The sequence below is a fragment of the Herbidospora sp. RD11066 genome, assembly GCF_054661255.1.
Window position 1 is genome coordinate 615,910 of the sequence record NZ_BAAGDO010000004.1, and the last position, 19,947, is coordinate 635,856.

At 69.9% G+C, this 19,947-nt stretch carries 19 protein-coding genes and 2 riboswitches; of the genes, 7 read left to right on the plus strand and 12 right to left on the minus strand.

Annotated elements, in window-relative coordinates; all coding sequences use genetic code 11:
* The first annotated feature begins 58 nt into the window (after nt 1-58).
* A complete protein-coding gene (locus tag ACYQ78_RS19610; protein WP_459802302.1) occupies nt 59-646 on the plus strand; it encodes a DUF6286 domain-containing protein in 588 nt (195 codons plus the stop codon).
* A 12-nt stretch (nt 647-658) separates the two neighbouring features.
* Nucleotides 659-1,150, plus strand: a complete 492-nt coding sequence (locus ACYQ78_RS19615; protein ID WP_459802303.1) for a hypothetical protein — start codon at nt 659-661, stop codon at nt 1,148-1,150.
* On the opposite strand, the gene ACYQ78_RS19620 is transcribed toward ACYQ78_RS19615, so the two are convergent.
* From ACYQ78_RS19620 to ACYQ78_RS19655, 8 genes are all read right to left on the minus strand, one after another.
* Nucleotides 1,076-2,368: a hypothetical protein gene (locus tag ACYQ78_RS19620; RefSeq protein ID WP_459802304.1), complete on the minus strand. Its 1,293-nt coding sequence runs from the start codon at nt 2,366-2,368 to the stop codon at nt 1,076-1,078. The two genes, ACYQ78_RS19615 and ACYQ78_RS19620, sit on opposite strands and share 75 nt — an antisense overlap.
* A 183-nt stretch (nt 2,369-2,551) precedes the next feature.
* Nucleotides 2,552-3,928 carry an L-serine ammonia-lyase gene (locus tag ACYQ78_RS19625; protein WP_459802305.1) on the minus strand — a complete coding sequence of 459 codons (1,377 nt, stop codon included), beginning with the start codon at nt 3,926-3,928 and terminating at the stop codon, nt 2,552-2,554.
* 10 nt (nt 3,929-3,938) lie between these two features.
* A complete protein-coding gene (gene gcvH, locus ACYQ78_RS19630) occupies nt 3,939-4,328 on the minus strand; it encodes a glycine cleavage system protein GcvH (protein WP_459802306.1) in 390 nt (129 codons plus the stop codon).
* Complete coding sequence (gene gcvT / locus ACYQ78_RS19635; protein ID WP_459802307.1) at nt 4,325-5,401, minus strand: glycine cleavage system aminomethyltransferase GcvT; 1,077 nt, start codon at nt 5,399-5,401, stop codon at nt 4,325-4,327. Before gcvT ends, gcvH begins: the two co-directional genes overlap by 4 nt.
* 33 nt (nt 5,402-5,434) lie before the next feature.
* Nucleotides 5,435-5,529: riboswitch (glycine riboswitch) on the minus strand.
* Nucleotides 5,530-5,627: riboswitch (glycine riboswitch) on the minus strand.
* Nucleotides 5,628-5,643: 16 nt separating this feature from the next.
* A complete protein-coding gene (locus ACYQ78_RS19640) occupies nt 5,644-6,345 on the minus strand; it encodes a gamma-glutamyl-gamma-aminobutyrate hydrolase family protein (protein WP_459802308.1) in 702 nt (233 codons plus the stop codon).
* A complete protein-coding gene (locus tag ACYQ78_RS19645) occupies nt 6,342-7,106 on the minus strand; it encodes a 3-oxoacyl-ACP reductase (protein ID WP_459802309.1) in 765 nt (254 codons plus the stop codon). Before ACYQ78_RS19645 ends, ACYQ78_RS19640 begins: the two co-directional genes overlap by 4 nt.
* Before the next feature lie 7 nt (nt 7,107-7,113).
* Complete coding sequence (locus tag ACYQ78_RS19650; protein WP_459802310.1) at nt 7,114-8,451, minus strand: aldehyde dehydrogenase family protein; 1,338 nt, start codon at nt 8,449-8,451, stop codon at nt 7,114-7,116.
* Nucleotides 8,448-9,791, minus strand: coding sequence for a glutamine synthetase family protein (locus ACYQ78_RS19655; RefSeq protein WP_459802418.1), 1,344 nt, complete (start codon nt 9,789-9,791; stop codon nt 8,448-8,450). Before ACYQ78_RS19655 ends, ACYQ78_RS19650 begins: the two co-directional genes overlap by 4 nt.
* A 38-nt stretch (nt 9,792-9,829) precedes the next feature.
* Between ACYQ78_RS19655 and ACYQ78_RS19660 the strand changes: the two genes are divergently transcribed.
* From ACYQ78_RS19660 to ACYQ78_RS19680, 5 genes are all read left to right on the plus strand, one after another.
* Entirely contained in the window at nt 9,830-10,579 is a 750-nt protein-coding gene (locus ACYQ78_RS19660) for a FadR/GntR family transcriptional regulator (protein WP_459802311.1), read from the plus strand.
* Nucleotides 10,580-10,619: 40 nt separating this feature from the next.
* The gene (locus ACYQ78_RS19665; protein ID WP_459802312.1) at nt 10,620-11,351 is read left to right on the plus strand and encodes a hypothetical protein; all 732 of its coding nucleotides are present in this window, start codon (nt 10,620-10,622) and stop codon (nt 11,349-11,351) included.
* Nucleotides 11,352-11,409: 58 nt separating this feature from the next.
* Nucleotides 11,410-11,565 (plus strand): hypothetical protein, encoded by a 156-nt coding sequence (locus ACYQ78_RS19670; protein WP_459802313.1) that lies wholly within the window; start codon nt 11,410-11,412, stop codon nt 11,563-11,565.
* A 10-nt stretch (nt 11,566-11,575) separates the two neighbouring features.
* Nucleotides 11,576-12,205 carry a nucleotidyl transferase AbiEii/AbiGii toxin family protein gene (locus tag ACYQ78_RS19675; RefSeq protein WP_459802314.1) on the plus strand — a complete coding sequence of 210 codons (630 nt, stop codon included), beginning with the start codon at nt 11,576-11,578 and terminating at the stop codon, nt 12,203-12,205.
* A 96-nt stretch (nt 12,206-12,301) separates the two neighbouring features.
* Nucleotides 12,302-13,639, plus strand: coding sequence for an FAD-binding oxidoreductase (locus ACYQ78_RS19680; protein WP_459802315.1), 1,338 nt, complete (start codon nt 12,302-12,304; stop codon nt 13,637-13,639).
* Here ACYQ78_RS19680 and ACYQ78_RS19685 read toward each other — a convergent pair.
* The 4 genes from ACYQ78_RS19685 to ACYQ78_RS19700 all read right to left on the minus strand — a co-directional run bounded on the left by ACYQ78_RS19685 (nt 13,632) and on the right by ACYQ78_RS19700 (nt 19,941).
* Complete coding sequence (locus ACYQ78_RS19685) at nt 13,632-15,224, minus strand: nickel/cobalt transporter (RefSeq protein WP_459802316.1); 1,593 nt, start codon at nt 15,222-15,224, stop codon at nt 13,632-13,634. The two genes, ACYQ78_RS19680 and ACYQ78_RS19685, sit on opposite strands and share 8 nt — an antisense overlap.
* Nucleotides 15,221-16,450 (minus strand): tetratricopeptide repeat protein, encoded by a 1,230-nt coding sequence (locus ACYQ78_RS19690; RefSeq protein ID WP_459802317.1) that lies wholly within the window; start codon nt 16,448-16,450, stop codon nt 15,221-15,223. Before ACYQ78_RS19690 ends, ACYQ78_RS19685 begins: the two co-directional genes overlap by 4 nt.
* A 63-nt stretch (nt 16,451-16,513) precedes the next feature.
* Nucleotides 16,514-17,905 (minus strand): DUF4331 domain-containing protein, encoded by a 1,392-nt coding sequence (locus ACYQ78_RS19695; protein ID WP_459802318.1) that lies wholly within the window; start codon nt 17,903-17,905, stop codon nt 16,514-16,516.
* 149 nt (nt 17,906-18,054) lie between these two features.
* Entirely contained in the window at nt 18,055-19,941 is a 1,887-nt protein-coding gene (locus tag ACYQ78_RS19700) for a cellulase family glycosylhydrolase (RefSeq protein WP_459802319.1), read from the minus strand.
* Nucleotides 19,942-19,947: the final 6 nt, after the last annotated feature.

Below are 19,947 nucleotides of genomic sequence, written 5' to 3' on the forward strand. Positions count from 1 at the left end.
AGTCATTCGGGCCCGCCGCGCTGATCACGGCGGCCGGGCCGTGTATCCCTGGGTGACCATGAGCGCGGTAGACGAGATCCGGACGACCAAGGACCGCCGCCGCGCCCGCCGTCGCACGGCCATGCGCGCCCTGCGGCCGGGACGAACCCCGGCGGGCGCGGGCGTGGCCGGGGCGCTGCTGGTGCTGGGCACGGCCGTGGTCGGTGAGATGGTGAGCGCCTTCGCCGGATGGCCGACCGGCTGGTCGGGGCTGCCCGGCCTGCTCGACCTGGCGTGGGGTGAGCCGCTGGTCGCCCTGACGGGGTCGCTGATGGTGGTGAGCGGGACCGCGCTCGTCCTTCTGGCGATGGTCCCGGGGCGGCCCCGGCTGGTGCCGCTGGAGGTGTCCGACGACGCCCTCGTCATGGGGCTGACCCGGGCGGGGCTCAAGCGGACCCTGGTGGCGGCGGCGATGGCGGTGCCGGGGGTCGACCTGGCCTTCGTCCGGCTGCGGCGGGGGCAGATCGAGGTGACCGTCCTGACCAAGGGGAACCGGACCGGTGAGCTGCTCAAAGAGGTCGGCGCCGCCGTCGGCGACCGCCTTTCCGGGCTGGGTGTGTACGGCCGCAACGAGGTCGTCGTGCGACTGCGGCGCAAGAACATCTGAGGGAGGGTCTGCATGCAGCCCGTGCTGCGTACTCCGATCGGTGATCGTGTCGGGCTGGCGGTCGTCGGCTTCGTGCTGGTGACCGGGGGGAACTATGTGCTGTTCGCGTCGGACGCGCGGGCGACGTACAAGATCGGGGAGTTGGCGGCCTTCACGGCCCAGCCCTGGGCGCGGTCGGTCGCGGCGGCGCTCGTGGTGCTGCTCGTGTTCGTCACCGCGCGGTGGCTGATCTGCTCGATGGGGGTCGGGCAGGACGGCGTGCGCCACGGCTACGGCACCGCGACGCTGGCCATCGCGCTCAAGGACCTGCCCGGGGTCGACAAGATCAGTGTGCGGGCCGTGGGGGAGGAGAAGCTCCGGGTCTCGGTACGCTGCCTCCCCGGCGCCCCCCTCGACGAGATCGTCTCCCGGGTCGACACCGAGGCGGTGTCACGCGTGCGCGGCGCGGCGGGCCGGGACGGGCTCTTTCCTGTCCTCGTCACGCTGCACGTTCGTCGTGGGTGACCGCCAGCCGACCGCGCACGCCGCGGCCAGGCAGGCGAGGGGGACGACCGGGACGACGTACCGGTGATCGAAGGCGGCGACCAGCGGGGGCACGAGCAGCAGGGTGAGTGCGAAGCCCAGCGGGAGCAGCGTCGCCACCCGGAACCGGATGATCATCACCAGGAACGTGAAGACGAGGATCGCCGCCAGGAGCGGGCCGCGCAGGTAGACCTGCTCCTGGTAGGCGCGGGTCCACGAGGCGAACGGCTCGACGACCTCGGTGTCGGCCCGGCTGCCCTGATACTCCTTCATCAGCTCCGGCGCCGACCGCCCGGCCGAGGCGAGCTTGTCGCTGAGCGGTTTCACGAAGTCGGGGAACCGGTAGGCGCTCTGGGTGCCCGGTGACGGGTAGACCACACGGTCCCACCGGAAGGCCCACATCGCGTCGCCGAAACCGGTCATCAGGAAGTCGAGCGGCTGGCTCCTCAGCGCCAGCATGGTGAACTCCGACGCCAGTTCGTCGCGCTGCTTGCCGGTCTTCATGATGGGCGAGGCCGGGTCCCAGATGTAGGCGGGGGCGGCCAGCCGGGGGCCGATGTCGGGGCACAGCACCTTCAGGTGCTCCGGCGGGTCCATCCGGCCGCAGTCGGCGAAGGTCATGGTCCGCGACCAGAGCCACACGCTGCTGCTGCCCATGCCGTAGCTGCCGTAGGTCGCGTTGAACCAGAAGGCGTAGCCGCCCACCGCGACCCCGGCCACGGCCACGCCCGCCAGCACCCGCTGCCAGCCCGCCCGCGCGATCAGCAGCCACACCGCCGCCACGGCGATCAGCGGCAGCCCGACCGTGCGCGTCATCGCCGACAAAGCCAGCAGCAGGAAACCGGCGCCCACCAGGAACCAGCTGCGCGGGTTGAGCAGGATGAGGGTCGTGCCGGCCATCACGAGGAACGTGAACAGCAGGTCGGCCATCACGAGGTGTTCGAGCTGGATCTGGTACGCGTCCAGCAGGATCGGCGCCGTCGCCAGGCCCGCCGCCCAGGGCGGGAGGAAGGTGCGTTTGCGCAGGATGACGTACACGCAGATCGCGATGCCCAGCCCGAGCAGGTGCTGCACGGTGATGAGGGCGACGACCGAATGGAACGGCGCGAGGAACACCGAATAGCCGGAGGGCCGCGACTCCAGGGGACGCATGTCCAGGGCCGAACTCAGGTAGGAGAACGAGTCGGCCCAGAACCACAACGCGGGACGATATCCGAGGCTTGAGATGACCCGGACGGTGATCCCCGACACAAGGAAGACGAGGAAGACCCAATGGGTCCGGAGAAATCTGCCTGCGGGAATGATGTCCACCGCCTTTCAGGTGGACATTTCAGCACTGTCGGGGTTTCACCGCCAGTCCCCATGGGAACACCCAGCACTTTCTCAGCACTCGATGACGTTCACCGCAAGGCCCCCACGACTCGTCTCCTTGTACTTGTCGTGCATGTCGCGGCCGGTGTCGCGCATCGTCTTGATCGCCTTGTCGAGTGACACGAAGTGCCTCCCGTCGCCGCGGAGCGCGATGCGGGCCGCCGCGATGGCCTTCACCGACGCCACGGCGTTGCGCTCGATGCACGGGATCTGCACCAGCCCGCCGATCGGGTCGCAGGTCAGCCCCAGGTTGTGCTCGATGCCGATCTCGGCGGCGTTCTCCACCTGTTCGGGGGTGCCGCCCAGGACCTCGGTCAGCCCGGCCGCCGCCATCGAGCAGGCCGACCCCACCTCGCCCTGGCAGCCGACCTCGGCGCCCGAGATCGACGCGTTCTCCTTGAACAGCACGCCGACCGCGCCCGCCGTGAGCAGGAACCGCACCACGGCGTCGTCGTCGGCGCCCGGCATGAACCGCGTGTAGTAGGAGATGACGGCCGGGATGATGCCCGCCGCGCCGTTGGTGGGCGCGGTCACGATGCGGCCGCCCGCGGCGTTCTCCTCGTTGACGGCCAGCGCGAACAGCGTCACCCAGTCCATCGCCTGGAGCGGGTCGCGTTCGGCCGGTTCGCTCTGGAGCTGACGCTGGAGCTGGTGGGCGCGGCGGCGCACCTTCAGCCCGCCCGGCAGCACGCCCTCGCGGGAGGAGCCGCGCCGCACGCATTCGTCCATGACGCGCCACAGGTCGACCAGGCGTGACTTGATCTCGGCCTCGGTGCGGCCGAAGGCCTTCTCGTTGGCCATCATCAGGCCGGAGATCGACAGGCCGGTCTCGGCGCACTGCGCCAGCAGCTCGTTCGCCGTCAGGAACGGGTGGGGGAGCGGGGTGTCGTCGGGTTTGATGCGGTCGGCGCCGGTGGCGTTCTCGTCGACGACGAAGCCGCCGCCGACCGAGTAGTAGATCTTCTCTCTCAGGACGTCGCCCGCCTCGCCCCACGCCGTGAAGCGCATGCCGTTGGGGTGGCCGGGGAGCGAGATCTTGCGTTCGAAGACGAGGTCGTCGCCGACCACGAACGGGACCACCCGCTGCCCCATCAGGGACACCGTGCCCGCCGCGCGCATCGCGGCCAGCATGCCCTCGACCGCGTCGACGTCGACGAGCTCGGGCTTCTCACCCGACAGGCCCAGCAGCACGGCCTTGTCGCTGCCGTGACCCTTGCCGGTCAGGCCGAGCGAGCCGTAGAGGATGACCTGGACCTTCGCGGTCTTCTCGAGGAGACCGTTGTGGAGCAGGCCGCGCGCGAACTTGTGCGCGGCGGCCATCGGGCCGCCCGTGTGGGAGCTGGACGGCCCGATGCCGACCTTGAAAAGGTCGAAGACGCTGATCGCCATCAGAGGGGGATCATGACTCTGCGGCGGTGAGGGTGGCGTACTCCTCGCTGGTGAGCAGGTCTTCGGGGGTGCCCTCGACGCGGATGCGGAACAGCCAGCCGTCGCCGTAGGGGTCGCTGTTCACCAGGGACGGGTCGTCGACCACGCTCTGGTTGATCTCCACGATCTCGCCGCCCGCGGGGGCGTAGATGTCGCTGACCGACTTGGTCGACTCGACCTCGCCGACCGCGTCGCCCGCCTCGATCCGCGCCCCGGCCTCCGGAAGCTGGACGAAGACCACGTCACCCAGCGACTCGGCGGCGTAGGCGGTGATTCCGACGGTGACGGTCAGACCGTCGTCCAGCCCGGCGACCCACTCGTGCTCCTTGGTGTAGCTGAGCTCGTCGGGAATGCTGCTCACTTCTTCCTCCTGTAGAAAGGCAGGTCAACGACGTCGACCGGTTCGTGGGAGCCGCGGATGTCCACGGCTGCGGGGGTGGCGTCCACCTCGACGTAGGCCATCGCGATCGGGCGGCCGATCGACGGCGAGGGGGCGCCGCTCGTCACCTCGCCGATGGGGGTGCCCTCGGCGTCGACGACGGCGAAACCGTGGCGGGGCACCCGCCGGCCCCGCATCACCAGGCCGACCAGGCGCTTGTCCGGCTGTACGCCGGACAGCGCCGTCCTGCCGACGAAGTCGCCCTGCTTGTCGAAGCGGACGACCCGGGCCAGACCGGCGTCGGCGGGGGTGGTGGCCGAGGTGAGCTCGTTGCCGTACAGCGGCATTCCGGCCTCGAGACGGAGCGTGTCGCGGGCGGAGAGGCCCGCGGGGACCAGGCCGTGGTCGCGGCCCGCCTCCATGAGCGCGTGCCAGAGCGGCACCGCGTCGCCGGCGCTCACGAATAGCTCGAAGCCGTCTTCGCCGGTGTAGCCGGTGCGGGCGATCAGCGCCTCGACGCCCGCGACGGTGCCGGGGAGACCGGTGTAGTACTTCAGCCCGGCGAGGTCGGCGTCGGTCAGCTTGGCCAGGATCTCCGGGGAGTTCGGGCCCTGGATCGCCAGCAGCGCGTAGGAGTCGGAGCGGTCGTCGACCACGGCGTCGTGGTTCTTGGCGCGGTCGGTGAGTTCGGCCGCCACTTTGAGGTAGTTGGACGCGTTCGCGCACACCATGAACTCGTCGGCGGCCAGCCGGTAGACGATCAGGTCGTCGACGATGCCGCCGCCCGGCTCGCACATCATCGTGTAGCGGGCCCTACCCGGCTCCAGGCCGCCCAGGTTGCCGACCAGCGCGAAGTCGAGCGCGTCGGCGGCGCCGGGACCGGTCACGTGGATCTCGCCCATGTGGGACAGGTCGAACAGCCCCGCGGTGGTGCGGACTGCGGTGTGCTCGGCCGACTCACTGCCGTAGCGCAGCGGCATCAGCCAGCCGGCGAAGTCGGTCAGGGTCGCGCCGAGGCTCTTGTGCACCTCGTGCAGCGGGGTCGGTCGGGACATGAAGCGCACCTCGAATAAGGTCGGATGTCAGCATCCTCCCCCTCTGTCATGGGTGCCTGAGAGCTTCGCCCGAGTTTTGCCGGACTTTCACCTTCGGCGAGGCCACAGGCCTGCTTTCCAGAGGACACCTCGCCCGCACGGTCCTTTGCCTTGAGAGGTTCGCGGGGAGGGCTTGCTCCTTCAGGGGCCCTGGCCGGATGCCAGGGCACTCTCCCGCGCGGGATCACCGGTGTGCGGTCAGCCTAGCCGCCCCTCACCGCCGGGCGGAACCCGGCGCGGGTGACGAACGACCCGAAGACCGGCGCCTCCTCGTCGGCCTCCGGATGCCACTGGACCGCCCAGACCGTCTCGTCGAGCATGACCGCCTCGATCGTGCCGTCGTCGGCGCGGGCGGTGACCGTCAGGCCGGGCGCCAGGTGGTCGATGGCCTGGTGGTGGTAGTGGGCGGGGGTGATCTCTTCGGCGTCGTAGAGCCGCCGCAATGGTCCGGAAAGACGTACCGGAACCCTGCCGTAGACCCCCGGAGCCGGAGAGTGGCGGTCGGTGCCGCACACGTCGGGCAGGTGCTGGATCAGCGTGCCGCCCAGGGCGACGTTGAGCACCTGGAGGCCCCGGCAGATGCCGAGGATCGGGAGCCGTTGCGCCAGGGCGGCCTTGACCAGCGAGAACTCGGCGTCGTCGCGGAAGTCGCGGATGTAGCCGGTTCTCGGGTGCTGGACGCCGCCGTACCGGCCGGGGTCGATGTCGCCGCCCCCGGCCACGATCAGGCCGTCGAGACGGCCGGCGAGCTCGCCCGGGTCACCGGTGGGCGGCAGGATCACCGGCTGCCCACCGGCCCGTTCGACGTGCCTCACGTAGTCCCACGGCAGCAGCGCCGCGGTCGTGTCCCAGACCGTGAACTGTGCTTTTTCGGCGTAACACGTGATGCCGATGACCGGTCTCACAGGGGCGTCACGTAGGCGCCGGAGATGCCGCCGTCGACCAAAAACTCGGCGGCGGTGATGAACGACGCGTCGTCGGAGGCCAGGAACGCCACGGCGGCGGCGATCTCCTCGGCCCGCGCGAACCTGCCGAGCGGCACGTGCACCAGGCGGCGCTGGGCGCGCTCGGGGTCCTTGGCGAACAGCTCGCGCAGCAGCGGGGTGTCGACCGGGCCGGGGCACAGGGCGTTGACGCGGATGCCCTCGCGGGCGAACTGCACGCCCAGCTCACGCGTCATCGCCAGCACGCCGCCCTTGGACGCGGTGTAGGAGATCTGCGAGGTCGCCGACCCCATGACCGCCACGAACGAGGCGGTGTTGATGATCGAGCCCTTGCCCTGCCGCTGCATGTAGGGCAGCACGTGCTTGCAGCACAGGTAGACGCTGGTGAGGTTGACCTCCTGGACGCGGCGCCAGGCGTCCATGCCGGTGGTCAGGATCGAGTCGTCGTCGGCGGGGGAGATCCCGGCGTTGTTGAACGCGATGTCGACGCTGCCGAACTCGTCGTAGGCGGTCTGGAACATCCGGACGACGTCGTCTTCCTCGGCCACGTTGGCCTTGACGAAGATCCCGCCGACCTCCTCGGCGGCGCGCCGTCCGGCCTCCTCGTCGAGGTCGGCGAGCACGAGTTTGGCGCCCTCTTCGGCGAATCTGCGCGCGGTCGCCATTCCGATGCCCCCGGCGGCGCCGGTGATCACGGCGACCCGGTCCTGCAAGCGTTGCATGTGCTTCCTACTCCGTTGCGATGAAGACGTTCTTGGTCTCGGTGAAGGCGGTCAGCGCGTCGGGGCCCAGTTCGCGGCCCAGGCCCGACTGCTTGAAGCCGCCGAAGGGCGTCCAGTAGCGGACCGACGAATGGGAGTTGACGCTGAGGTTCCCGGCCTCGACCCCGCGGGCGACCCGCAGGGCCCTGCCGACGTCGCGGGTCCAGATCGAGCCGGACAGGCCGTAGGGGGTGTCGTTGGCTTTTTCCAGAGCGTCCGCCTCGTCGTCGAAGGCGACGACGGAGACGACCGGGCCGAAGACCTCTTCGCGGTAGGCGGGGTCGTCGGCGCCAATGAGGACGGTCGGCGGGAACCAGTAGCCGGGGCCTTCGGGGCAACTGCCCTGGAAGTAGGGGTCCGACACGTAGGACCGGACTCTGGCCAGGTGTTCGGCGCTGACCAGCGGGCCCATCTGGGTGTCTTCACTGTTCGGGTCGCCGGTGCGGATGGCCTGCACGGCCTCGGTGAGTTTCGCGAGGAACTCGTCGTGGACGGAACGCTCCACCAGGATCCGGGACCGCGCGCAGCAGTCCTGGCCACTGTTGTCGAACACGGCCATCGGGGCTGACGCGGCGGCTTTCTCGAGATCGGAGTCGGCGAAGACGATGTTCGCGGACTTGCCGCCCAGCTCCAGCGTCACCCGCTTGACCTGCTGCGCGGCCTTCGCCGCGATCAGCTTGCCGACCTCGGTCGACCCGGTGAACACGATCTTGGCGACGTCGGGATGCTCGACCAGGCGGGCACCCGCGACCTCCCCCGCGCCGGGCAGGACCTGGAGCACGCCCTCGGGCAGACCGGCCGCCAGAGCCAGTTCGGCCAGCTTCAGCGCGGACATCGGGGTCCACTCGGCGGGCTTCACGATGACGGTGTTGCCCGCCGCGAGCGCCGGGGCGGCGCCCCACATCATGATCACCATGGGGAAGTTCCACGGCACGATGATCCCGACCACGCCCAGCGGTTCCTGGAACGTGACGTCGATGCCGCCGGCGACCGGGATCTGCTTGCCGTGGTTGCGCTCGGGCGCCCCCGAGTAGAAGTTCAGCACGTCGCGGACGTTGCCGGCCTCCCAGCGGGCGTTGCCGACGGTGTGCCCGGCGTTGGCGATCTCGAGCTGCGCGAGCTCTTCGCCGTGCTCCTCGACCAGCGCCGCGAAGCGCCGCAGCAGCCGCGCCCGCTCGCCGGGCGCGACCTCCTTCCAGGTCCTGTACGCCTTGCGCGCGTTCTCCACGGCTCTGTCGACCTCGGCGGGGTCGGCGAGTTCGATATCGGCCAGGATCTGCTCCGTGGCCGGGTTGATGATCTTCACAGCCGTTCGAACCCCCGATAGAGCTCCCAGTCGGTGACGGCCGCGTCGAAGGCGGCCAGTTCGACTCGGGCGTTGTTCGCGTAGTGGTCGACGACCTCGTCGCCGAAGGCGTCCCTGGCGAGCGTAGAGCCCTCGAACAGCGCGAGCGCGTCACGCAGCGTCGACGGGACCGTGTCGGCGCCCGAGGCGTAGGCGTTGCCGGTGAACGCGTCTTCCAGCGGGAGTTCGTCGTCGATGCCCTTCAGGCCTGCGGCGATGAGGGCGGAGACGGCCAGATAGGGGTTCACGTCGCCGCCGGGCACCCGGTTCTCGATGCGCAGCGAGTTGCCGTGGCCGACCAGGCGCAGCGAGCAGGTGCGGTTGTCCACGCCCCACTTGACCGCCGTGGGCGCGAACGAACCGGCCACATAGCGCTTGTAGGAGTTGATGTTGGGTGCGTACAGGAGAGTGAACTCGCGCATCGCGCGGAGCTGACCGGCGATGAAGTGCTCGCCGGTCTTCGAGAGGCCGTGGGGGCCGTCGCCGGCCATGACAGGCCTGCCGTCGTCGTCGCGCAGCGAGATGTGGACGTGGCAGGAGTTGCCCTCGCGCTGGTTCGGCTTGGCCATGAACGTGAGGGACATGCCCTCCTCGGCCGCGATCTCCTTGGCGCCGTTCTTGTAGATCGAGTGGTTGTCGCAGGTGGTGAGGGCGTCGGTGTACTTGAAAGCGATCTCGTGTTGGCCAAGGTTGCACTCACCCTTGGCCGACTCCACGTACAGACCGGCGCCCTCCATGCTGAGACGGATGCGGCGCAGCAGCGGTTCCACCCGGGCGGTGCCGAGCAGTGAGTAGTCGACGTTGTAGAGGTTGCCGGGTTCGAGGTTCCGGTAGCCGGTCTTCCAGCCCTCTTCGTAGCTGGTGCGGTAGACGCAGAACTCCAGCTCGGTGCCGACGAAGGCGGTCCAGCCGCGTTCGGCCAGCCGGTCGGTCTGTTTCCTGAGGATCTGCCGGGGGCTGGCGACGACGTCGGAGCCGTTCTCCCAGACCAGGTCGGCCAGCACGAGGGCGGTGCCCTCCTGCCACGGGACCCGGCGCAGCGTGGCCAGGTCGGGCTTCATCACGAAGTCGCCGTAGCCGTGCTCCCACGACGACATCGCGTAGCCGCCGACCGTGTTCATCTCCACATCCACCGCGAGCAGGTAGTTGCAGCCCTCGGCGGCGTGGTGGAGCACCTCGTCGAGGAAGTGCCGCGCCGACAGCCGTTTGCCCTGAAGCCGCCCCTGCATGTCCGTCACCGCGAGCAGCACGGTGTCGATGCGCCCCGACTGCACCTCTGCCCTGAGTTCGTCGACTGTCAGCACACTCGCCTCACCTTCTACGGTATGAAAAAATACCAATGAAGTGCCTAGATGGGGAGGGTGAGGTGAAGGAAACGCAACTCGGATCGTTACTGCGTCCGGTCCGGGCCGGGAACGCGTTCGAGGAGACGGTCGAACGCCTGCTCCAGGTCGTCAAACTGGGTGTCGTCCCGCACGGCGAGCGGCTGCCGCCCGAGCGTGATCTGGCCGTCCACCTGGGCATCAGCCGGGTCACCCTGCGCGAGGCGATCCGCTCGCTCCAGGAGGCGGGCTATCTCGACGTGCGCCGGGGGCGCTACGGCGGCGCGTTCGTGACCTACCGGCCGCCCGACCCCGGAGGCGGCGATCTGGCCGAGGCGGTCAACCAGATGGGCGCCGGCGACCTGGCCGACGCGCTGACCTACCGGATGGCCATCGAGTGCGGGGCCGCGCAGATCCTGGCGACCACGACCCTCGACTCGACGCAGCGGGCGATGCTGCTGCGCCGCCTGTCCGACGTCAACGAGGCCGCCCCCGCCGACTACCGCCGTCTCGACACCGCGTTCCACTTGTCGATCGCGGAGCTGACCGGGTCGCCGCTGCTCGCCGCCGCGTGCGCCGACGCCCGGCTGCGCGTCACCGACCTGCTGAACGCGATCCCCGTGCTCGGCCCGAACATCGCCCACGCGGGTGCGCAGCACCAGGCGATCGTGTCGGCGATCCTCGCGGGCGACCCCGACGGGGCGTCACGCGCGGTGGCCGAACACCTCGAGGGCACCGCCGCGCTTTTGCGCGGGTTCCTGGCCTGAACAGCTCACCTGGGTAGAGTCGCCACCGGGGGCGGTGACCATGGGTGAGCTTTTCCAGCGGGCGGTGGTCGACACCCATCGGCTGCCGCTGTTCTGCTTCTTCGTCGCGCTGATCGTGACGTTCGTGTTCACGCGCATCAACGTGCGGCTGATCCGGGCCGAGGTCCGGTGGTGGTTCAGGAACGTCAACGTGGGCGACACCCACGTCCACCACGTGGTGTTCGGCGTGATCCTGATGATGGCCAGCGGCGTGGCCGCGCTGATCGTCGGCCCGGGGGCCGAGGGCTGGCACGCGCTCACCGCCGCCCTGTTCGGCGTCGGTTCAGGCCTCGTCCTGGACGAGTTCGCGCTGCTGCTGCACCTGCGCGACGTCTACTGGGCCGAAGAGGGCCGCACCTCCGTCGACGCCGTGTTCGTCGCCATCGCCGTGACGGCGTTGCTGCTCCTGGGCGCCCGGCCGCTGGGCTGGGACGACACCGACGAGGACTTCCAGGCGGCCGTCTTCTTCCTCGTGCTCAACCTCGTCTTCGCCGTCGTCACGCTGCTCAAGGGGAAGATCTGGTCGGGTCTGCTCGGGGTCTTCGTGCCTGTTTTCGGGTACGTCGGCGCGGTCCGCCTGGCCCGTCCCGGCTCGCCCTGGGCGCACTGGTTCTATGGCAGCAAGCCCGCGAAGCTGGCCAAGTCGCTGCGGCGGGAGGAACGGTGGCGGCGGCCGGTCATCAAGGCCAAGATCGCCGTCCAGGAGTTCGTGTCCGGGCGTCACATGAGTTAGATCGCGGATCTGGCGGGCAGTCCGGAATGCCATGGGACTCTCCGCGAAACTCCGTGAAATGAAAGCCAGGGCCAAGCAGGAGATCGGCGCCCGCACCGGCAACCGCACCCTGGTCGCCGAGGGCCGCACCGAGCAGGCCGAGGCGAAGCTGCTCCGCACTCAGGACCGGCTCAGGGCCGTCGCCAACGAGATCCGCAGGAAGTACAAGCGGTAATACTTGGGCGGTGAGTCAAACGCCGTTCCTCGGGGTGTTCCCCGACCGCATCCTGGCCGCCGTCCGCCCCGGGCATCTGGGTCTCGCGCTGGTGGGAGGCCCGGCCCTGCGCCTGCACGGCATGCACGCGGACGAACCGGGGGAGCTGCGGTTCGCCACGACCGACAAGCTCGTCGAACCGGCCTGGCAGGCGACCGAATCGCTGCACCGGGCCGGTTTCGACGTCTCGGCCGAAGACGCCTCACCGAGGGTGACCCGGCTGACCGTCCACGACCCGGTGACCGAGCAGACGTGCGTGGTCGACCTGCTGCGCGAAGACCTGGCCGAGCCGGTCGAGGAGATCGACGGTGTTCCGGTGGTCTCGCTGATCGACGCCGCCGGGCTGGTGATGCGTGACCTGCACGAACGCGGCACGGCCGCCGATGTGGTGAACGTGGCCTCGGTGCGGGGGCTCTATTCGTACAGAGAGCTCGAAGGCCTGGGCCGCGACCACCTCGACGACTTCGCGGCCGGGGAACTGGCCGACCGCCTGGACGCCGCCGAGATGATGCCGCTCCCGCGCGAGATCCGCTCATGGGCCCTGGCCTGGGCGGAGGACATCCGCCTGCGGCGGCCGGAAGAGGGCGACACCGACTGGTGAGTGCCAAGATCCACTGTGCGTAATTAGCCGCAGAGGCAGGCATATCCGGATTTCTATGGTCTGAGCCGAACCTTTCGACAAGGAGTTGGCTCTCTCATGGACTTCACCGGCGAACTGCACGGCCGCCTCGTCCTCCCACACGACCCCGACTGGCACACGGCCCGCATGCCCTGGCAACTCGCCGTCGACCAGCGACCCTCGGCCGTCGTGTACGCGGCCACCGCCCAGGACGTCTCGGCGACCGTACTGGCCGCCCTCCAACTGGGCCTGCGCGTGGCGCCCCAGGGGACCGGCCACAACGCCGCGCCCCTGGGGCCGTTGAGCCGCACCATCCTGCTGCGCACCGACCAGCTCACGGAGATCTCCATCAACCCGCTGACCCGGATTGCGCGCGTCGGCGCCGGGGTGCGCTGGGTCCAGGTGACCGATGCGGCCTCGAAATACGGCCTGATGGCTTTGGCCGGAAGCGCCGCCGACGTGGGCGTGGTCGGCTACACCCTGGGCGGCGGCGTGTCGTGGTTCGCCCGCTCGCACGGGCTGGCCTCCAACCAGGTCGTCGCGGCCGAAGTCGTTCTGGCCGACGGAACCCTGGTCAGGGCCGACGCCGACAACCACTCCGACCTGTTCTGGGCGCTGCGGGGCGGCGGCGGCATCGCCGGGATCGTGACCGCCCTGGAGTTCCGCCTCTTTCCCCTGACTGATGTGTACGCCGGGATGCTGGCCTGGCCCCTGGAACGCGCGGCGGCGGTGCTGTCGGAGTGGCGCCGCTGGACCGACGACGTGCCCGAGACGGTGACCTCCCTCGGCCGCATCCTCCGCCTGCCTCCCCTCCCCGACCTGCCCGAACCCTTACGTGGACGGTCGCTGGTGGCGATCGAGGCGGTGTGCGACCTGCCCGTGGGCCAGGCCGAGGCCTTGCTGGCCCCTTTGCGCGACCTCTCACCGGAGATCGACACCTTCGCCCTCACTCACGTCGGTGACCTGCACCTTCTCCACATGGACCCGCCGTATCCGGTTCCGGCGGCCGGCGACGGGATGCTGCTGTCGGGGCTGCCCTCGGGGGCGTTGGCGGCGTTCCTCGGGATGACGGGGGCGGGGCGGGATCTTCCGCTGCTGTCGGTCGAACTGCGGCACCTCGGCGGGGCGCTTCGGCCCGGACGGGTGCGGGGTGGCGCCGTCGACGGGCTCGACGCGGAGTTCGCGCTGTTCGCGGCGGGGATCACGCCCGATGCGGCGAGCGTGGCGGCGGTGTATGAGGTGCTGGACGAGCTGTTCGCGGCGCTGGCGCCGTGGGAGGCGACGACGGGGTATCGGAACTTCTCCGAGCGGTCACGGGGGCGGTTCGACTCGGCGGAGGTCGAGCAGCGGTTGCGCGCGGTGAAAGCGGCCTACGACCCCGACAACCTGATCCACGCCAACCACCCCGTCAGCTGAGCGAACGGAGGGCCAGGCCCAGGCCCAGGATGATGACGATCAGGGCGGTGACGATCGGGGCCAGGCGGGAGAGGCGGGACGCCGTGGCGGAGAGGCGGCCCAGTTTGAGGAGCGACTCCACGCGGTCGGCGAGTTTGACCAGCAGGAGGCCGGTGGCCGTGAGGGTGGCGGCCATGCCGGCGCCGTAGGCGAGGACCAGCGCGACGCCGAACCAGGTGCGGCCCAGGGCGATCGCTCCCAGGAGGACGATCAAGGCTGATGGGCTGGGGACCAGGCCGCCGGCGATGCCCATGCCTATCAGGCCTGCTCGGGAGGGCTTGGTCGTGGGGGTCGTGGTGGGCTCTTCGCGGTGGAGGACCGCGACCGCATGTCCCGAAATTTCGTGATCTGCTGCCTCTGGGGTCGAGCTGTGGTGGTGGGTGGTCAGGTGCCCGTGGCCATGTGCTGCGACCAGTTCGCGGCTTCCTGCGAGTTCGTGCTCGTGATCATGTTCCGATTCGGCTTCATGGCTGTGGCTGTGACCATGTTCTGGGTCGGTTTCGTGACTATGGCCGTGCCCGTGCCCGTGCCCGTGGCCATGTCCGTGCCCGTGCCCGTGGCCGTGCCCATGTCCGTGGCCTGGGGAATCGCCTCGGAGGGCGGTTTGCAGGAGGCGGAGGCCGATGGCGGTGACCAGTAAGCCGCTGGCGGCGCCCAGCCACATCAGGACTCGGTCGCCCGACAAGGACGACACGGCGGTCAAGGTCAGGCCGACGACCAGGACTCCGGCCGTGTGCGTGGCCGTTACGGTGAAGCCGACGACCAGGGCGTCTCTCGGGCGCCCCCGGCGGCCGGCCAGATACGCGGCCATGATGGTTTTGCCGTGGCCGGGGATCAACGCGTGGCCGGCGCCGAGGATCAAGGCCAGTGCCACGCCGAGCAGGCCGACGCCCAGCGTCAGGGATTCGGTGCCGATCAGGTCGGTGAAGGTGCGGTCCAGGGCGTCGAGCCAGGTGCCGATCGGGCCCGGGGCCGTGATTCCCGTGGGGGCGGTGAGGATTCCCGAAGGGTTCACTGCCAGGGTCACCGAGCGCTGGTCGAGGGGCGAGGCGAGCAGGTCGTCGGGGTAGGTGCGGAGTTCGTCGCTGATGCTCGTGGCGGGGACCTCCGGCGGCGTGAGCCGGACCTCCGAGGAGGCGACGGTGATCTCGCGCCAGCCGATGCGGTCGGGGTCGTGGGCGTCGGTGAAGGTGATGGTTCCGGCCGGTGCCACCTCGGCCACGAACTCGCAGGTCAGGCGGGTGGTCTTGAGGCCTCCTTGCCCGTCGGGCTGGGTCAGGGAACTCTCCGTCACGCGCCACGGCGCGGGGGTGCCGTTCACGCGGAGGGTCTGGGCGGCGGCTACCTCCGCGCAGGTCGGGTGGTCGCCTTGCAACGTCGGGAGTTCGGCCACGTCCACTACCGCGGTGTTCTCGATGCGGTCCGCGTACAGGCGGAGGCCGTTGTAGTGGTTGACGGTGAAGTTGCCCAATGGATGAGCTTGGGCCGCCGAGCCCAGGGCCATGAAGGTCGCCAGGCCGACGAGGAGGGCGCGCGCGAGTTTCATGAGGACCTCTGGAGGGCGGGGAGGGCGGCGGTGAAGCGTGGGTTGTATTCGGTGACCAGGCGGGCGGAGTCGGTCTCCAGGCCCAGGGTCTTCTCGATCTCGGCGCGGTGGTGCATGACGAGGGCGTTGCGCCAGCCGGTCGCGGTGGCCTCCTTCGCGTAGCGGAGCGCTTCGGAGGAGCGGCCCGCCCGGTGAAGGGCCCACGCCAGGGCGTCGGCGGCGACGAGGTTGGGGTTTCTCGCGTATTCGGCCTGGGCGAACGTCACGGCCTCCGCCGGGGAGCCGTGGTCGGCTTCGAACTCGGCCCAGGTGATGTCGTCGCGGACGCCGTTCAGGCGCATCAGCTCGCGCTGCGCTTTCAACGTCGCCCAGCCCGGGTCGCGCCCAAGCGCTTTCAGGACTTCTCCCTGCTCGACCAGGATCTGGGTGAGGGGGAGGCGGGCGGTCGAGGCGGCGTACAGGGAGGCGGCTTTTTCCAGATCCCCGGACAGGGCCGTCACGCGGGCCAGGCCCGCGCGGGCGGGGTCGAAGGCGGGGTCGGCCTGGAGGGCCTTCGCGTAGTGGTCGCGGGCCTGGTCGTACAGGCCCTGGCGGAGGGCGAGTTCGCCCAGGTAGTGCTCGCAGAAGGCGATGTCGGCGGGCTGGTAGGCGTCGCGGCGGGCGTATTCGAGCATGTCGCGCGCCATGGTGAGGTCGCCGCGCAGTTCCGCGTCGTAGGAGGCGCGGGTGAACGACGACACCCCAGGCGCCAGGGAGATCATCTTGTCGATGGCCCCGGTCGCCTCGGCGTAGCGGCCGAGCTGGTGGAAGGAGTCGGCGAGGACACCATAGGCCGGCGCGCCGTACGGGTTCACCGCGATGGCCTGGCGCGCGGTCTCGACCGCTTGGGTGAACTCGTGGCGGCCCGCCTCCAGGGAGGCGCGGCCGGTCAGGCCCGCCGGGTTGCCGGGGCGGACCTCCAGCGATTTGGCCACGGCCTGTTCGGCCTTGCCGTACCAGGACGGGTCGCCGGTCAGCCGGGCCCTGTCGACGTAGGACGAGCCGAGCGCGGCCCAGCCGACGTAGTCGCCGGGCAGGCGGCGCAGGCGTTCCTGCAGGTCGTCGGCCGGAGCGGCGGCGACCACTTCCGTTGGTGTACGTGGGACGAAACCCGCGGCGGCGGTGATGGCGATCGCTCCGGCGATGATCCCGGCCAGCGCCACGCCGCCGCGCTTGAGAGAGCGCATGGCAAGGACTCCAGAGGAAGGAAGTGGGGTGCCGCCGCGGAGGGGAGCGCGGCGGCGACGGACTCAGGACCCGGACAGGGCCCGGTTCACGGCCACGTTGCTCGGGCCGGGGATGTACGGGAAGGTCGACAGCGCCGGCAGGTCGTTGGCGTCGACCTTGTCACCGGTCGCCAGCGCCTGCACGAGCTGGCCGGTCTGCGCCGCGCCCGCCATGGCCTGGATGGCGATGTCGACCACGTCGTCGCCGAGGCGGCGGCCGTTCGGGAAGCCCTGCAGGTCGCCCGCCAGCACGCCGAGACGGTTGGGGTTCGCGGTCACCGGCACCGACATGTTCAGCCGCAGCATCTCCGACGGCCGCAGCTTCCCGGCGTCCTTGTTGAGCGTCTGCGAGTTGAGGTCGGCGTTGATCGGGCCGTTGCCCTTCGCGATGCCGGTCAGGAAGATCTCGACCAGGTCGGTGCGCGGGGTCTTGGGCGCCTTCAGGCCGTAGATGGCCTCCAGCAGCTTGGGCAGTTCGGGCTCGGTGACCCGCTTGACCACCTCGGGGATGGTGGCGTCCTTGTCGGGGCTGAGCGAGTTGAAGGCGTCCTTCAGACCGGCGGGCAGCACGACCTCGTTGACCAGCGGCTGGCCCAGACGCGACACCTGCACGTAGCCCCTCGGCGACCACTTGTCGGTGGTGGCCCAGATGCCGACGACCGGGTTGCGGCCGACGTTGCCGCGCAGCGCGATCTCCTTCTTCGGGACCTGGAGCGCCAGCGTGTGGACGTTGTAGCCGCGGGTGGTGTCCTGGCCGACCTCCGACAGGTCGCCGCCGTAGAGGAGGTCGAAGACCCGCAGGTCGAGGAAGAACGCCTCGTCCGACTGGCCGGCGAACTGCTTGCCGCCGCCCCGGATGTTGTCGACCGCCTGGGTGCGCAGGGTGTTGTAGTCGGGCATCGACGCCTTGCCCACGTTGCTGGGCGCGACGGTGCCCCGTCCGATGACGGTGGAGCCCCGGTGGGTGATCTTCCTGAGGGTGTACGTCTGCTTGAACAGCAGGTTCGGGTCGTCGAGCGAGGTGATCGGGCCGTTGTTGTAGAGGAACGTGGAGGTGCCGCGCTTGTCGACGTCCTTGAACGTCCACTGGTAGACGACGTCGGGCTTGGCGTCGCCGTTGTTGTCGATCTTGATGTTGTAGCGCGAGTTGGTGTCGAAGAAGTAGAAGTTCGGGCCGCCGTTGGGCTCCTCGAACGGGATCCAGTTCGCCAGCAGGGTGACGGTGTCCTGCTTGTCGGGGCTGGTGAAGGCGTACACATCGGTGTTGTCGTTACGCGGGTCCCCCGCGATCAGCGGGGCCTCGCGGTGTGAGGAGGCGCTCGGCGCCTCCGGCCGGAGGATGACGAACGACGCGGCGGCGAGGGCGCCCGCCACCCCCACGGCGACGATCGAGCGCGGGGTGATCCGGAACTCCATGGCTATGGGGTCCTCTCGGGACGAAGAGTCAGGTTTCGAGGGGGTCCGGCCGGAGTCCTCGACCGCCTATTCGCCTCATCGCCGCGATCGGATTGGTGCCTTTTCCAAAAAAGAACGGCCCCCCTCTCGCGAGGGGGGCCGTCAGGTCCTTACGCGCAGGTGTACGACGTCACGGTCGAGGTGTTCCCGTTGGGCCGGGTGACCTGGAACCCGAACGACGTGCTGGCGCCGGCGCCGAGGGTGCCGTTGTAGCCCATGCTGGTCGCGGTCACTGTCTGCCCCGAGACGCTGAAGTTGGCGTTCCATGACCCGGAGATCGTGTGGCCGGAGGGCAGCGTGAACGTGACCGTCCACGAGGTGCGCGGCGTGCTGCCGTTCGTCACCGTCACCGGCTGGACGACGTAGCCGTTGCCCCACTGCGTCTGGACGGTCCCGGTCGTGGTGCAGCCGCCAGACGTCCCGCCGGACGTGGTGAACGTGACCGAGGTCGAATTGGCCGACAGGTTCCCCGCGCCGTCGCGGGCCCGGACATAAACCGTGTAAGCGGTCGATGCCGTCAGCCCGGTCAATGCCAGGGAGTTGGTGGTGGAGGTGCCGAGCTGGGTGCCGTTGGAGCGGTAGACGTTGTACCCGGCCAGGCCCGAGCCGCCGCTGTCGGTCGAAGCGGTCCAGGTCAGCGTGGCGCCGGTCGAGGTCACGCCGGACACGGTCGGGGTGCCCGGAGTGGTCGGCGCGGTCGTGTCGGTGGGCGCGGCCGACGTGGTGAACGTGACCGAGGTCGAGTTGGCCGAGAGGTTTCCGGCGCCGTCGCGGGCCCGGACATAAACCGTGTAAGCGGTCGATGCCGTCAGTCCGGTCAATGCCAGGGAGTTGGTGGTGGAGGTGCCGAGCTGGGTGCCGTTGGAGCGGTAGACGTTGTACCCGGCCAGGCCCGAGCCGCCGCTGTCGGTCGAAGCGGTCCAGCTCAGCGCGGCGCCGGACGACGTGATGTTCGACGCCGCCGGAGTGCCCGGGGTCGTCGGCGGGGTCGTGTCGGTCGGCTGGGTGCCGCCGCCGCAGTTGGTGCACTCGACGGCCGTGGACGCGATGCCGTTCGCCCCGTTGAACAGGCGGGTGCCCCATGAGGTCAGCTGGTTCGGGTTGAAGTTGGTGACCTGGTCGAGGTACTCGACGCCGCCGCCGTTGCCCGACCACGACCAGCCGAGGTAGCCGATGCCCCGGGTCTGGGCCTGGGCCATGATCGTGTCCTCGTCGGGGTTGCCGTCGGAGTGGTCGAAGCCGAACTCGCCGATGACCAGGGGCAGCCCGGCGGTCTGGAAGGCGTTCAGGTAGGCGTTGATCTCGGCGGCGGTGTCGAAGACGCCGTACATGTGCACCGAGAAGACGGTGTTGCGCTGCGGGTCGGCGGCGGCGACGGTCGCGGCGTTGTCGCGCATCGTGAAGCCCCAGTCCTGGCCCCAGTTGGGGGCGTCGACCATGAGCAGGTGCTGGAACCCGGCGGAGCGCATCCGCTGGATGGCGGCCGAGGTGGCCTGGGTCCAGCCGGGGGTCACCGCGTTGTTGCCGATCGGCTCGTTGCCGATGTTGATGATGACGTTGTTCTCCTCGCCGGTCAGCACGCTCTGGAGGCTGATCCAGTAGTTGACCGCCGTGTCGAGGCTGACCGATCCGCTCTGCTCGCCGAAGCCGGTGGTGTCGTGGTTCTCCAGGATGCAGATCAGCTTGCTGGCCTTGCACAGCGAGATGACGTTGGCGACGTCGGCGGTGCCGTTGGCGGGCCAGCGTCCGCCGCTGAGCACGATGCGGACCGCGTTGGCGCCCTTGGCCTTGATCGCGGCGATCGAGCTCGTCTGGTTCGTGTACCAGGTGTGCGCGTGGCTGGTGCCGCGGATGACGAAGACGCTGCCGTTGGCCTCCACGATGTTCCGGCCGCTGACCCGCAGGCCGACGGCGGCCTGGGCGGGGGAGACGGCGACGAGCAGGGACGCGATCAGGGTGAGGACCGCCGCGCATGTCAGCGCGATCCGTCGTCTCATGGCGTG

What these genes read in the sequence shown, in the direction of transcription:
- ACYQ78_RS19700 (WP_459802319.1), bottom strand. Translation starts at nt 19,941, where the DNA reads ATGAGACGACGGATCGCGCTGACATGCGCGGCGGTCCTCACCCTGATC.
- ACYQ78_RS19690 (WP_459802317.1), bottom strand. Translation starts at nt 16,450, where the DNA reads ATGCGCTCTCTCAAGCGCGGCGGCGTGGCGCTGGCCGGGATCATCGCC.
- ACYQ78_RS19660 (WP_459802311.1), top strand. Translation starts at nt 9,830, where the DNA reads ATGAAGTGCCTAGATGGGGAGGGTGAGGTGAAGGAAACGCAACTCGGA.
- gcvT (WP_459802307.1), bottom strand. Translation starts at nt 5,401, where the DNA reads ATGTCCCGACCGACCCCGCTGCACGAGGTGCACAAGAGCCTCGGCGCG.
- ACYQ78_RS19610 (WP_459802302.1), top strand. Translation starts at nt 59, where the DNA reads ATGAGCGCGGTAGACGAGATCCGGACGACCAAGGACCGCCGCCGCGCC.
- ACYQ78_RS19680 (WP_459802315.1), top strand. Translation starts at nt 12,302, where the DNA reads ATGGACTTCACCGGCGAACTGCACGGCCGCCTCGTCCTCCCACACGAC.
- ACYQ78_RS19625 (WP_459802305.1), bottom strand. Translation starts at nt 3,928, where the DNA reads ATGGCGATCAGCGTCTTCGACCTTTTCAAGGTCGGCATCGGGCCGTCC.
- ACYQ78_RS19615 (WP_459802303.1), top strand. Translation starts at nt 659, where the DNA reads ATGCAGCCCGTGCTGCGTACTCCGATCGGTGATCGTGTCGGGCTGGCG.
- ACYQ78_RS19685 (WP_459802316.1), bottom strand. Translation starts at nt 15,224, where the DNA reads ATGAAACTCGCGCGCGCCCTCCTCGTCGGCCTGGCGACCTTCATGGCC.
- ACYQ78_RS19695 (WP_459802318.1), bottom strand. Translation starts at nt 17,905, where the DNA reads ATGGAGTTCCGGATCACCCCGCGCTCGATCGTCGCCGTGGGGGTGGCG.
- ACYQ78_RS19670 (WP_459802313.1), top strand. Translation starts at nt 11,410, where the DNA reads ATGAAAGCCAGGGCCAAGCAGGAGATCGGCGCCCGCACCGGCAACCGC.
- ACYQ78_RS19665 (WP_459802312.1), top strand. Translation starts at nt 10,620, where the DNA reads ATGGGTGAGCTTTTCCAGCGGGCGGTGGTCGACACCCATCGGCTGCCG.
- ACYQ78_RS19645 (WP_459802309.1), bottom strand. Translation starts at nt 7,106, where the DNA reads ATGCAACGCTTGCAGGACCGGGTCGCCGTGATCACCGGCGCCGCCGGG.